The sequence below is a fragment of the Chryseobacterium caseinilyticum genome (assembly GCF_014837145.1).
GTDB lineage: Bacteria > Bacteroidota > Bacteroidia > Flavobacteriales > Weeksellaceae > Chryseobacterium > Chryseobacterium caseinilyticum.
On sequence record NZ_JACYFS010000001.1, the window covers coordinates 866,770 to 880,322 of the forward strand.

At 35.6% G+C, this 13,553-nt stretch carries 15 protein-coding genes; 7 read left to right on the forward strand and 8 right to left on the reverse strand.

Translation table 11 applies throughout. The features are described 5' to 3' along the window. Positions 1-107 precede the first annotated feature (107 nt). Positions 108-665 carry a C40 family peptidase gene (locus tag IC610_RS04200; protein ID WP_191735373.1) on the reverse strand — a complete coding sequence of 186 codons (558 nt, stop codon included), beginning with the start codon at positions 663-665 and terminating at the stop codon, positions 108-110. A 399-nt stretch (positions 666-1,064) separates the two neighbouring features. On the opposite strand from IC610_RS04200, the gene IC610_RS04205 reads away from it, so the two are divergent. The 4 genes from IC610_RS04205 (at position 1,065) to IC610_RS04220 (ending at position 4,320) form a co-directional block, all read left to right on the forward strand. Continuing rightward, positions 1,065-2,489, forward strand: coding sequence for an SDR family oxidoreductase (locus IC610_RS04205; protein WP_191735374.1), 1,425 nt, complete (start codon positions 1,065-1,067; stop codon positions 2,487-2,489). A 261-nt stretch (positions 2,490-2,750) separates the two neighbouring features. Next, positions 2,751-3,224, forward strand: a complete 474-nt coding sequence (locus tag IC610_RS04210; protein WP_191735375.1) for a hypothetical protein — start codon at positions 2,751-2,753, stop codon at positions 3,222-3,224. 345 nt (positions 3,225-3,569) lie between these two features. Then, positions 3,570-3,989 carry a transposase gene (locus IC610_RS04215; RefSeq protein WP_191735376.1) on the forward strand — a complete coding sequence of 140 codons (420 nt, stop codon included), beginning with the start codon at positions 3,570-3,572 and terminating at the stop codon, positions 3,987-3,989. A gap of 7 nt (positions 3,990-3,996) precedes the next feature. Then, positions 3,997-4,320 (forward strand): helix-turn-helix domain-containing protein, encoded by a 324-nt coding sequence (locus IC610_RS04220; RefSeq protein ID WP_191735377.1) that lies wholly within the window; start codon positions 3,997-3,999, stop codon positions 4,318-4,320. Positions 4,321-4,592: 272 nt separating this feature from the next. Here IC610_RS04220 and IC610_RS04225 read toward each other — a convergent pair whose 3' ends face one another. After that, positions 4,593-5,987: a DASH family cryptochrome gene (locus IC610_RS04225; protein WP_191735378.1), complete on the reverse strand. Its 1,395-nt coding sequence runs from the start codon at positions 5,985-5,987 to the stop codon at positions 4,593-4,595. 103 nt (positions 5,988-6,090) lie between these two features. Between IC610_RS04225 and IC610_RS04230 the strand changes: the two genes are divergently transcribed. The 3 genes from IC610_RS04230 (at position 6,091) to IC610_RS04240 (ending at position 8,415) form a co-directional block, all read left to right on the forward strand. Further along, positions 6,091-6,312 carry a hypothetical protein gene (locus IC610_RS04230; RefSeq protein WP_191735379.1) on the forward strand — a complete coding sequence of 74 codons (222 nt, stop codon included), beginning with the start codon at positions 6,091-6,093 and terminating at the stop codon, positions 6,310-6,312. Between the two features lie 201 nt (positions 6,313-6,513). Continuing rightward, the gene (locus IC610_RS04235) at positions 6,514-8,043 is read left to right on the forward strand and encodes a PAS domain-containing sensor histidine kinase (protein ID WP_191735380.1); all 1,530 of its coding nucleotides are present in this window, start codon (positions 6,514-6,516) and stop codon (positions 8,041-8,043) included. Between the two features lie 3 nt (positions 8,044-8,046). Next, the gene (locus IC610_RS04240; RefSeq protein WP_191735381.1) at positions 8,047-8,415 is read left to right on the forward strand and encodes a response regulator; all 369 of its coding nucleotides are present in this window, start codon (positions 8,047-8,049) and stop codon (positions 8,413-8,415) included. 163 nt (positions 8,416-8,578) lie between these two features. On the opposite strand, the gene IC610_RS04245 is transcribed toward IC610_RS04240, so the two are convergent. From IC610_RS04245 to IC610_RS04270, 6 genes are read right to left on the reverse strand one after another with little or no spacing between them, the layout of a single operon-like run. Beyond that, complete coding sequence (locus IC610_RS04245) at positions 8,579-8,788, reverse strand: hypothetical protein (protein WP_191735382.1); 210 nt, start codon at positions 8,786-8,788, stop codon at positions 8,579-8,581. Further along, complete coding sequence (locus IC610_RS04250; RefSeq protein WP_191735383.1) at positions 8,785-9,474, reverse strand: MORN repeat-containing protein; 690 nt, start codon at positions 9,472-9,474, stop codon at positions 8,785-8,787. Before IC610_RS04250 ends, IC610_RS04245 begins: the two co-directional genes overlap by 4 nt. Continuing rightward, positions 9,474-10,331 carry a hypothetical protein gene (locus IC610_RS04255; protein WP_191735384.1) on the reverse strand — a complete coding sequence of 286 codons (858 nt, stop codon included), beginning with the start codon at positions 10,329-10,331 and terminating at the stop codon, positions 9,474-9,476. Before IC610_RS04255 ends, IC610_RS04250 begins: the two co-directional genes overlap by 1 nt. A 45-nt stretch (positions 10,332-10,376) precedes the next feature. Next, positions 10,377-11,240, reverse strand: a complete 864-nt coding sequence (locus IC610_RS04260) for a hypothetical protein (protein ID WP_191735385.1) — start codon at positions 11,238-11,240, stop codon at positions 10,377-10,379. Between the two features lie 38 nt (positions 11,241-11,278). Further along, positions 11,279-12,454, reverse strand: a complete 1,176-nt coding sequence (locus IC610_RS04265; protein WP_191735386.1) for a hypothetical protein — start codon at positions 12,452-12,454, stop codon at positions 11,279-11,281. A 2-nt stretch (positions 12,455-12,456) separates the two neighbouring features. Further along, positions 12,457-13,521, reverse strand: coding sequence for a tetratricopeptide repeat protein (locus IC610_RS04270; protein WP_191735387.1), 1,065 nt, complete (start codon positions 13,519-13,521; stop codon positions 12,457-12,459). Positions 13,522-13,553 lie beyond the last annotated feature (32 nt).

Consider the following 13,553-nt stretch of genomic DNA (forward strand, 5'->3'; position numbering starts at 1 on the left):
TTTTATTTGAATTTTGTTAAAATAATGAGCTCAAAGATACAAAAGTTTTAAGCTAAAATTTGAGTTTTAAATTTGCTTAAAATGTATATTGCCGAAAAAATATTGATCTATAAAACACGCTGTGCATGCAGGTAGGCTTTGTTCCAGTATTTTTCATTTAGGGAAGAAATTATGACGCCTTTGGATGTAGATGCATGAATGAATTTTACTTCGCCATCATTTTCAATGGTATGAACGATTCCTACGTGAGAAACTTTCGATCCTCCTGCTGTTGCAAAAAATAAAAGGTCGCCGGGTTTTGCATCTGAAATATTAATCTTTTTTCCAAAGCCTGCCTGATCGGCGGATCTGCGAGGTAGCTTTAAACCATTTTCATCGAATACTTTAGTGGTAAGACCAGAACAGTCAAATCCGTCAGCTGTATTTCCTGCAAATTTGTATGGACTTCCGAGGTAGTTTTCGGCATCCTTGATTATTCTTTTAGCAGATGATGAAATTTTACCATCGAAGTCGGAATCGAGTTTTCTGAGATTTTCGCTTTTTGCAGTGGATTTTGTGTTCGATTTGCTTTTGGATGCTACACTTTTTGAGCTTCCGCAGGAAATTGTCAGCAGTGAGGCGACAAAAAAAAGAATGATGATTTTTACGGAGAAATTTTGTTTCATTTTCATTAATTACCAAAAACATCTCAAAGATAATAATTTTGGATTGTAAAAATAAAAAAAGCATCATAAATACACTGCTTTTTTGCGGAATGAGAGGGACTATATTCGAACATTTAATTCCGTTTTTATCGTTTATCAGCACAATTGCGAAAAGTCTTATTTGCTGATTGCAAGTTGTCAAAAAAGAGATTTGTGAGTTAATATCATTTCGCATTACTCACCTTAATATTTTGGTGAGTTTTCTCCTTTTCAATTTTATGATTGATTTTATCTGCTTTTAGATATAACTGTCAATATTTTTGACCAGGTTCTCTATGTTACCTAATTTTAAAAATGGCTGAATAATTGCCATCAAGATTTCATATTCCAATTCACATTTAAAATCTCTCTGAACTTAATATGAAAATATTTCTAACAGGCGCAACAGGCTATATAGGTAAAAGATTGCTGATTCAGTTACTGAACGGTGGTCATCATGTGATCTGTTCGGTGAGAGATGCGAGGAGATTTGATACCACAATGTACGAAGAATTCAAAGACCAGCTTGTTGTGACTGAGCACGATTATAATGATGCCGGCACTATGAAACCAGTTGATAAAGATATTGATATCGCTTATTATCTGATCCATTCGATGACGTCAAACGCTGACTTCAGCAAAGCCGAAAAGGTTTCTGCGAGAAATTTTTCAGATATAATTGCGAAAACGGATTGCAGACAGGTAATTTACCTCACCGGGATTGTAAATGAGCAGGCTTTATCAAAACATTTGCAATCCAGAAAAGATGTTGAGAAGGAACTGAAATCTGAATCTTATGCTCTGACCGTTCTAAGGGCAGGAATAATTATAGGCTCTGGCTCAGCCTCATTTGAAATTATACGAGATCTGGTAGAAAAACTTCCCGTAATGATCGCACCGAAATGGTTAAAAACATTATGTCAGCCAATCGCTGTAAGAAATGTAATAGAATTTCTGACTGCAGTCATCGCAAAGGAATATACATACAATAAACATTTTGACATTGCAGGACCGGATGTGCTGTCCTACAAGGAAATGCTGATGATTTTTGCTGATGAAAGAAAGCTGAAAAGAACCATTATCTCTGTACCTGTGCTGAGTCCGAAAATATCGTCCTACTGGCTGTATTTTATCACATCAACATCCTATGTTCTGGCTAAAAACTTAGTTGACAGCATGAAAATTAATGTCGTTGCGGAAGAAAATGATCTTGCCGCGAAATTACATATCACACTTCTTTCCTATCGGGAAAGTCTCAGATTAAGTTTTGACAAGATTGAACAGAACGACGTATTGTCTACGTGGTATGATTCATTCGGAAACTACAGATATTCCAAAAATGTCTGGAATTTTCTTGAAGTTCCGGTAATGGGCGTTTTTAAAGACCGTAAAGAAGCAGAAATCATAGATGAAGAAATGACTATGCAGAAAATTTTCGGAATCGGAGGAAACAATGGATGGTATCATGCTGATTATTTGTGGACGATCAGAGGCCTCATCGATAAGATTTTTGGTGGTGTGGGCCTGAAGAGAGGAAGAAAGAATCGATCTTCCGTTTCCGCAGGCGATTCTTTAGATTTTTGGCGCGTTCTGTACTCAAGCAAACAGGAGAAGCGCTTATTATTATTTGCAGAAATGAAACTCCCTGGAGAAGCTTGGCTTGATTTTCAGATTAAAGATGGAAAATTAATACAGGAAGCTACCTTTCGTCCGGTTGGTTTGCTGGGCAGATTATACTGGTATTCAGTACTGCCGTTTCATGGCTATATCTTCAAAGGAATGATTGAAAAACTTATACATGGATAAAAATAAAATTTTTGTATCAATGATGATGACGCTCTCACCGATATCCTTTACAATTGCACTTTTATCCATAAAACCAGACTCTGTCTCTGATTATTTTTTAGTGTTTTCCCTCTGTAGCTTAACATGGTTTGTTTTACACTCAATCATACTTTCTATTATGTTTTTACTGCACAGAAGAAGGTCCGCTTCGCAGGATACATGAAAACTTTTAAATAAACCTTTATGTCTTTGCTTAACAATAATTTTAAAATATAACCGGCTGTGAATATAATTTCATTTGATAAAGATGTTTCTCAGGAAGCAATTGCCGAAAATGTAGACAGCTTACGAATTGCTCAGCTTAATCTCGCAGATTTTAATAAAAGGATGAGTAAAGATTATGATCTTATATGTAAGTTCGCCAATGGGAATCCCCGATTTTTTCTAAAGCAGGAGCTGAGATATCCTGAAAATACAAATACGATTGCAAGTCAGATCAATTGGCTGCTGATGTGGAAAAAGGAACTTCATGACAGAGCCTACTTTAAAATATTTTTTAATGATATTGAAAGAGAATTTGAAAAGATCAACCGATACAATAACCCTTACATTCAAAAAGATAATGTATATCAGAAAGTAGTCGAAAACTTTAAAAAGAAATATACAGATTATGCACCTTTGGGATTTTTAAGTGGGGATGATGAGATTTATATTAAAACTGAAATAGATAAAAAATTCCTGCAACGCATTAGCTAAAAATTATTTTTTTTGTACCGCAGTTTTGGCTGTCTGATTGGCTCAATTGTTTGAATAAAGTTTTGTAATATAAATTTAAGCTTTAGTTTTTAATTGGAGCCGTGCTTTCTAGTGCAGCTTTTTCTATTGTTCTGAGATGCTCATATTCTGACAACCGTTTTAGAAAAAAATTGCAGGATTATCTGTGGCACATGAAGCCTGAAAAACTCATTAGTATGTGAAAGTAACTATTGGCTCGAAATTAGTATGTGTACCGAAATCAGAAAAATAAAAGAAAGAATTATCTGATAATCTGAATATAATTCCGGCTATAATTACAAGGAATAAACGCCCATAATAACGACAATGACTTCTAACTTTAAAACAATCCACATAGGTACTTTTATTAAAAAAAGAGTTGATGAACTTAATTTGGATTCTGAACGGCTCTCAAAAATATTAAATACGTCAGAGGATGAGGTTGAAAAAATTTATTCTTCCATCAATATCCACGCTGAGCTTATGCTGAAACTGAGTAAATATCTTAAATATGATTTTTTCAGAATCTACTCCCAGCATTTGCTTTTGTATTCTCCATCCAGCAAAAGTGAGAAATCTTCAGCTTTACCACAGTTTAAAAAAAATATTTACACCAAAGAAATCATTGACTATGTAGTTGAGCTGATTCAGACTGAACGTAAATCAATGCCTGAAATAGTTGAAGAATACAGAATTCCAAAATCAACTCTTTTTAGATGGATGACGAAATACAAAAAAGAAAACTAAGAAAAAAATGATTCCTGATTATAAAAAAATATACTCTGATCTTATAGAAGAAAAATATCCGGAAAAAATGAACGAGTGCATTAAGATATTGAAAAAAAACAATTTCGATGTACTGGATGTCATATCTATCCACAATATATTATCTGAAGGTTCCAAAAAAGATGTAGAAATTTTCAACCAGTATCACAGGGCATACGATGAAAAGACTGTTAAGTTTTATTTACAGTATCAGGTTGATCATAAGCTTAGTAATAATCAATTGTCAAAACATTTTAAGATCACAAGGAACAGCATTGCAAGGTGGAAAAAACAATTTCCGGAATATGAATAACTTCTTCAAAAGCGATAATAATAAAATGGTCCCGTCATAAGCTTAAGGAAAATATTATTTGAAGGACTCATGTAACAGTTAAAGAATAATCATGTTCATTTAAAGTTTTCTATTTTAAAAACTTTAAAACCTGACTTTATTTTGCTAATCAGAAACAAGAAAACATCTCATAAAAGTTTAATATGGCATTTTCTTTTGGAATTGTTCTGCATACAAACACACAGTAATATCTATCGCTTAAAATTTATCCGAAACCAAAGCATCAGAATACTTCAGCTTTTAAACTTTAATTTTTTAATTAAATTAATAGCTCTTTCCCATTTCGAGAAGATCTTTATAGGTTTTGGATAGTCCGGAATATCAAACTCCCAGGGAATCAATACTTCAATATCGTTGCTTTCTTTTAATTCAGGAATCCATTCTCTTATAAAATCCTGAGCTTTATACTTATTAGATTGATGTATGGGATTCGTATAGTAGATCTCAAAAGCCTGCATATGCCAGTTCATCCAGTTCGAACTGGCATCGTAATCAATCAGTTTACTTTCAAAATACGCAGATCCCCATGTCCAATCAATATTCAAATCGTGCACGAAGTAACTGGCACAGTTTACACGACCGCGATTGCTCATGTATCCGGTTTCATTGAGCTGCCTCATGTGCGCATCTACAAACGGAATTCCCGTCTTTCCGTCACACCATTTTTTGAAATTGTCCTGATTATTTTCGAAGGGAATTTCTTTATTTTTATATCCTTTCGTTTTGAAAATCTTATCACCGAATTTCATCCCTTTGAAAGTAAAATAATCCCGCCACACCAACTCAAAAACGAGCCACCAAGTGCTTTGGTTTTTCTTTATTTTCTCTTCATATTTTTTTACAACATCAAAAATCTCCCTTGGAGAGATACAGCCTAAAGCCAGGTATGGTGAGAATTTTGAGCTGTAATCTAATCCCTGTGAACGGTTTCTCGTCCATCGGTATGCTGTTAAAAGTTCAGATTTAAAAGTGTAGTATTGAAGTCTTTTTAATGCTTTTGTCTCTCCGCCTTCTAAAAGAGGTTTTGCGGCATCATATTCTTTTTTTGTAAAATCAAACTTTTTATAAGATGGAAATTTTGTGCTCTTCACCTTTTCGACACTCTTCAGTTTTTTCGGCACTTTAAGAATTTTTCTTGGCTCAGACTCCTTCCCTGCAGGAATTCTATATGCTTTACTGGATAAAGGAATTTTTGATATAGAAAAAGGAATGTCGTCCTTATGATAAAGCGTTTTCCCCCAGTAAAAATGAAAATTTATTGCAGGAAGACTGTTTTGAACCGTCGTAATCAGATGGAGTTCCTCGCTTGCATATTCTTCTTCAGCATAAATATCTGTAATGTTGTATTTCTCTGCCAATTGGGGCAAAAACTGCACAGCAGAATCTGATGATATCAACAAATGACCGCCCAATTTTTCCAAATGATTCTGCAGATCAACGACAGATTGTTCCATAAATTTAAACCTGTTGACATCGCATTTCCTGAAACCCAAATGAAGTTTTTTGAAATTGCTTTTTTCGATTGCGTAGCAGAAGATAAGTTCATCACATTCCTTAGCTGCAATTGTCAGTGCTTCATTATCATGAACCCTTAAATCATTTTTAAACCAAACCAGTCCTCTTTTCATAGCAGTTTTTTTTTAATGATAACAAATTCAAAGCCTCTTATCACCCATCATCAACTTTTGTACAGTATTTGATAAGTGAGCTATAACCAAATACATTAATATTATGCAGTTTATAGATTTTACAAAAGAACATTTCAGTCACAATGAAAATGCAGATAATTATTATATTCAAATTTCCAAAGATGAAATTGGATATGGTGATATCGAAGTCCTTGAAAAACAGGACGACGAAACATATACAAAGGCAGAATATGAAGTTATTGACGAACTGACTACAGTCACAATAACAATGAAAAAATCTGCAGCGATACGTGTAAATTTTTAAGTCTAATCATTGATTTTTTTAAAGTCTTATGATTTTAAATAATAATCTTAATTTAGAAGATCATCTATTTTTAGTCTTTTCCTGAAAGATTAAAGCAAAACAACTATCAAAAAGAATAAGGCAGACTTTTTGTTTTAAAGGTGAAAAGGAAGAATTATTATTCTTTGATAAAATAGAATTACTCACTAAAAAAGTTAAACATTGAGTTCAGATTTTAAAAATAACCCACTAAATGACCCGCTGAGCAATAACATTTATCTCCAGGCGTTAAATTCTGCCAAATCAGGAATTATTATTACTGACAACAGACAGCAAGATAACCCTATCATATATTGTAACAGGGCATTTGAAGAAATTTCAGGGTATAGCCACAATGAAATTATAGGTCACAACTGCCGTTTCCTACAGTCTCAGGATCGCGGTCAGGAAGAACGACAAATAATTAAAAAAGCTATAAAAGAAGGTGAAGAATGTAAGGTCGAGATAAGAAACTACCGGAAAAACGGAAGCTTGTTTTGGAATGAACTTATCATTTCACCAGTAAAAGATGACGAAGATAATGTAACTCATTTCATAGGCGTTCAAAATGATATTACACTCCGCAAAAAGGCAGAGAACGAATTACGGGAGGAGAAATCCTCTGTAGAAAAAAAGATTCTTGAACGTACAAAAGAGTTACAAGAAAATCATGCATTTCTTTCAAGCATCATTGAAACAGTGCGTGAGAGTCTTTTGGTACTTGATGTCGATTACAGAGTTTTGAGTGCTAACAGTCATTTTTTAACGTCCTTTAAAGTAACTCAGGAAGAGACTGTTGGGAAAATCTTATTTGAACTTGGAAATCATCAATGGGATATCATGTTACTGAAACAGCTGCTGACGAAAATTCTTCCAACAAATAATCCGGTTATAGATTTTGAGGTAGAGCATGACTTCCCCTACATCGGGAAGAAAATTATGCTTCTGAACGCTTACAGGATTGAGTTTGAGGGCCAATATAAAGACCGTATCCTGCTTGCAATAGAAGATATAACAGAGAAAAAAGAAATCGATAGAAGAAAGGACGACTTTCTGTCAATTGCCAGCCATGAACTCAAAACTCCCTTAACAACAATCAAGGGATTTACACAACTTCTAGAGCGTATGATTCCGGAAGGATCTTCTGAAAAATTTATTACCACATTACAGAAAGTTTCTCTCAACGTAGACAGATTAAACAATCTGATTTCTGAACTTTTAGACACCTCGAAGATTCAGTCCGGAAATATAGAAATTCACAAAGAACCTTTTAAAATAGACAAAATTATTCACGAAGCGGTTGATAATCTTGCACTGGCAAGTCCTTCTCACAATATAAGTGTAAATAGTGACACAAATGCTACAATACTGGGTGATGAATTACAAATAACTCAGGTGCTCAATAACTTGGTATCAAATGCTATAAAATACTCGCCCGGATCATCACAAATTGACGTTTATTGCAATCGTGTAGGAAACTTCATCAGAATTTCTGTAACTGATTACGGAATGGGAATCAGCCAACAAGATCAAAAAAAAATATTTGAACGTTTTTTTAGAGTTCGGGACATACAAAAGAAGTTTCCCGGTATGGGTATTGGACTGTACATTTGCCAGGAAATTATTCAAAATCATGAAGGTACGCTTTGGGTAGAAAGTGAGATAGGTAATGGATCCACTTTTAATTTTACCCTTCCTATTCAAAAAATATAATTTATGAATGCCAAGAAAATTTTGATTTGTGACGATGATCAAGGAATTCTGGATGTTCTGGAAATGACGCTTGAACTGGAAGGATTTATGGTCAATACTGAAATTAACAGCACAAATCTTTTAAAGGTTATTGAAAATATAAAACCTGATCTCCTTCTGATGGATCTCTGGATGCCGGTTCTTTCAGGGGATCAGTTATTAAACATAATCAGGTTATCCGATAATATCAAGAATCTTCCGGTTATTATTTTTTCGGCGAGCGTGGATGGAAATCAAATTGCAACTGCAGCCGGAGCAGACGGGTTTATCTCTAAGCCTTTTGATCTCGATCATCTCATCACAAAGGTGCAAGATGTATTAGCCAGTAAATAAGATGAATGATTTTTAATGTTTATATACTTTGTCATCAATGTCAAATTCAAATTCCTGAACGAAGTCCATGATATGTCTGTGTTAATGATCAAGTATAATATTAACTTAAGAAATAATTTGAATACCACTGATATAAATTACTTTCAAAGTTACATTCAGATTACTATTCCATAACTTCTCCAGCACCTTTACACCGATTGCAGACATTATAAAAAGTTCTGCCCACAGAAGTCGTTGTAGTTGGATTTGTTAGGTTAATTCTACCCTGCCCAAACTCGCTCATTGTGTAGGTTCCTGCCGTTGTATAAGAGTAACTGGATTTGCTGCTGGTAATGCCTTTGCCATCACAAACCGGACATTTTACATGTTTCACATTGGCGGCTTTTGCTGAGCCTCCAGTTGAGCTTCGACTGCTGGATTGTGGACTTCCGTAATTGTATTATCCTTCATTTTGACGGTTGCATCTGTGTCGTGATGAGTGTACAAACCTGTTTTTGGAGTTCCGTCCGGATTGAATGTGCCGACGAAATCCACTTCTTCGGGATGGTAAGAAAATTTACCTTTATAAATAACATTTTCTTTAGTTTCACCTTCAAAAACGTTGCCTCCAGCAAAATAAAATGTGCCATTACCGTGAATCATGCCGCCCTGAAAATCACCGACATATCGGTTACCACTTGGAAAATGAATTTCGCCGATTCCGTTTTTGCAGTCGCCTTTTTTACAGCCTTCCACCGGAACGCCACCCACGTAATTCGGTAAAGATTTTCTGACAAGATTTCCAAAGCTGTATTCTACATTTTCTGTCTTTCCATTTTTACGGGTCAATATGCCTTTTCCATGTTCTGAACCATCGGCAAATTCTCCAGTATATTTGTCTCCACCGTAGTCTATCACGCCATTTCCGTGAGGTTTTCCGTTTTTAAAACTGCCTTCATAAACCGCATATCCCAAATCTGATTTTCCGATGCCGTCTTTGCAGTTTCCACTTAAGCATTGTGCTGAAACAAAATCAACTGTGATACTTATAAGTAAAAGAAAAAATATCAGCTTTTTCATCACTCAAAATTTATCACATTGTCTAAGCAGCTTCCCAAACGAAGATCCTTGGCGCTTTCAAGGCTTACCTTCATTTTCCTCGCAATATCGCTGTATAAATCACTGCATTTTGATCCTTGATTAAAGGAATATCCCACGTAATCACTGTCGGAAATATATTTTGACTTTAAATTCTGAACAACCGCTTCTTCTGAAATGTTATTCCCGAATTTTACCGAATACGCTTTGTAAGAAGTGACTGATCCGGAAGTTCCGAACCAAAAAATCACCATACCTTCCGTATTATTCCAACGGCTGAGATTAGCGTATGAAAAAGTGACATTTCCGTTCTGAGCCTTCGCCAAAGCTTCTGGAGAAGGCGGTTTCGTCCCTGCCAGTTTGATTCCTGCAAATTTAGGTACACTTACATAAACACTCAAAAAAGTTCCTTCATCAGTCTCAGGAATATATTCTGCAGGCATGTGCGCATTTTCCTTTTTTGGAATGTAAATAACACAGTACAGATTACCGTCAATTTTTAAATTGCCAACCCAATAACTCTTATAATAAGGCATTAATACTCTGTTTTCTTCCAGACTACCTTTTTTAAGACCCGCAGGAACTACGTCATTTTTTAATAGATAAGTGATTCTTTCCAGTTGAGCAGGACTGTACTTTATTTTTTTAAATTCTGGCTCACCGAATTTTTTATCTTCTGGTTTCAGTCGTGTTTTATAACCGTCATTAATGTCCCAAATTGCTGCGCGCAATTCTACAGGATGATCTCTCCGATTATCGGAATCAGGAATCGTGGTAGTTTTTTGTCCAAAAACAATAAGTTGGATAAACAGAAACAGGAATAATATATATTTTTTCATCACTTGTATTTTTAAATTTAATTTTAAAGTCGCAAATATGAGAGTCTATTTCTTTTTAGCAATCTCGAAATACATGGTGTTGGTGTTTATATTGCTGATCAGCATCATTGCATCTTCGCCGTCTTTGGTAAATTTTGTAACATCATTTCCTACTTTGTTTTTGTACTCAGATGGGGTGTAACCTTTTGCCGGAAGTTCCTGCAGAACCGGAATGAGATTATTCAGGAAAGCCATCGTTTCGGGGTCTGTCATATCCATTTCCAAAACATATTCGTAGGCTTCAGCGGTTTCGTTGATTTTATTTTTAAAATATCCTAATCCAATTGTTCCGTTGTAGGTCATAAAGCCGGAATCATTTTTTCCGCTAATGGTTCCTTTTAAATTTTTAAAACCGGTAGCTCTCTCATCCAGTAAACGGTAAAAATCCCTTTTAAAATCGATTGTTTTTTCGAAAATTACCAATCCAGCGTCTGCTACGTAACCTTCATTTAAACCTACACCTACTGTTGCTTTTGTCACGCCTGATGATGGCTGGAAATCATCGCTTTCCAGTATGGCGTAGTTCTCGGACACTTTTCCCTGAGTTCCTGCGTACGTATTGCTGCCGTCTTTGATAATGAGCATCGCATTCTGACCTTTGTTCTCTTTAGCTTTTACCGCACCCAATGCTGTGTACGCAAACCCTGTTTTGAAATTGACTTCTACAGCGACCGGTTCGTCTTTATAGCTTTCATATACTTTCGACCAGCCGTCTGCCAGTAAAGCTTTCTCTCTTTCAGAGATAGCTTGTTTTGCATCTGAAGTTGTGCTTGTTTTCGACTGTTTTGACGTTGCTGTGCTGGTTTTTTGTGCCTGTGCCAATGTAAAAGAGCATGCAATTATTGATATGGTAAAGAGTTTTTTAATCATGATTGTTTAGTTTTATTTAATTTAAATATTTTCTGATTTTATTTCTTTTTAAAAATATAGAAGTAAGCTGTGTTTTTGGCTGGATAGCTTGCGAGCATCATTACATTTTCACCATTTTTTATAAATTCCGATACGTCGCCACCCGCATCATTTTTGTAATTTTTGCCTGTAAAACCGAGTGCCGGAAGTTCTTTCATCACCAAATCAAGATTGTCTAAAAAAACAAGTGTTTTCGGATTGTTAAAATCGAGAACAATAATATATTCATGATTGGCATTTGATTCCAGAATTTTAGCTTCCTGATAGCCCAAAGCATCGTTGCTGTAAAAAATCTGTTCATTATTTTCTGTCATATTTCCTTTCATGCCTTTGTAATCTTTAAAACCGGTATGCCTCGCTTCCAGAAGATTGTAAAAACTTCTTTTAAAATCAAAAGGTCTCTCAAAAACGACGAGGCAGGCACCTGAAATCGGTTCTCCCGAAGCATCAATAAGATAGGTACCTTTCTGTACAGACAGATCTTCTTTTAAATCATAAACCCCAAGAGTTGCCAAATTATTTTCAATATTTTTTCTGATGCCACCCAACCGATTATCACCGTTATAAGCTGCCAACATCGGAAATATCCCTGATTTACTAGAAGTCACCGCTCCTATTGCTGTGTAGGAATGTCCGGGCAAAAATCTTATTTCAGCAGCGCATGCCGCAGTTTGATAGTCTTCATAAATTTTCTTCCAACCTTGTGCGGTGAGTAATTTCTCTTCCTGTTCTACATACGGAGACATTTTAGATTTATTCTCCGGCGTGAAAACAGGACCATCTTCAGCGCTCTTTACAAAACTGTAATTGACGTCTGCACAATTTCCGTTTCTCAGATCTTTCACATCCCGAAGACTCATGTTCAGGGATCTTGCAAGATAACCGTATGTCTGGTTGCAGTCGTAGTTTTCAAGAAATTCGTAGGTGATGTATTTTGATGACTTATACGCTTTCTTTTTCAACTCCTGAGCCACCTGAAATTCTTCATAAGAATCGTCAAACTTCACGGTAAAGGCCGCATATTCATTTGCTTTTCTGTCTGTTCCGTACCATAAAACGAACGTACCTCTCTTGTTTTTCCAACGGTCAAGTGACACGCTCGTTTGTATCTGTGAATGCGCAAAGTTGCTGATTAGAATAAGCAGGAAAAGGAAAACAGATTTTTTTTTCATCATTTCTATTTTTTAGATGCGGCGTCCAATGCATTAGCTTTGTTCTCATACCACTCTGCTTTTGCAGAGTCGTTGCGGCCCCATTTGTAGCCAATTGCCATGTACATGTGTGCAAGAGCATTATTTTCATCCGCAGCAATCGCCTTAGTCGCAGAAGCAATTACCGTTTCATAATCCTTTAAATTCATTGCGATATCTGCTTTGTTGGTAAAATATTCCGGTTTTGATGGATCTTTATCGCATGCAATACTGATCAATGAAAGCGCCTTATTTAAATTGCCAATCTTCATAAATGAAATTGCGGCACTGTTGTAATCATCAGCATACATGTGCGGTTCCGGAACGTCGTAAGCCAATTGATATTGCTCTGAGGCTTCTTTGTACATCTGCAGTCTCATATAGAAATTCCCGAAATAACATCGAAGAAAACCAGCGTCTAGATTTTTCACAAGGATGCCTCTGTTGAAAAGGTCTTTCGCCCCGTTAACATTGTTGAGTTTTGCATAAGCTGCAAAAGCTTCTTTGTACATTTCTGCCTGAGAAGGATGTTTTTCGACTCCTTTTAAAAACACCGATAATGCAGAATCATAATCTCCCAAAGCATAATGATAACCGCCGAGCTTGATATAGAATTGGATGGGTTCGGGATTGATCATTAAAGCGGCTTTCTGATCTTCAAGCGCTTTTTCCACTAAACCTTTTCTGTAAAATGCAACTCCACGAAGTGTAAGAATGTTATCATCATTCGGTAATAATTTGATGGCCTTGGAAAGTGTTATCAGTGCAGCATTGACGTCGTTATCTCCATACATCTGCCAGCCTCCGCGTTCCGCCAAAATATAGCCATTTTCCGGATATTTTTTTTCAAGAACAGTCAGCAGTCGATAGGCTTCATTGATGTCGACGGTTGTATAACTGATTTTCGTAAGTTTAATATAATCAGGATCTTTTTGTTGAGAACTAAACGTTCCAAAGCTGAAAAATTTAAACACAAACAGCAAAAAAAACTTTAAAAATGATAATCGTTTAGACAGGAAGATTTCGGCAAATATTATTCTGGATGATTTCATGACAGTTAGTTTTTTTTTAATGAAAATACTTA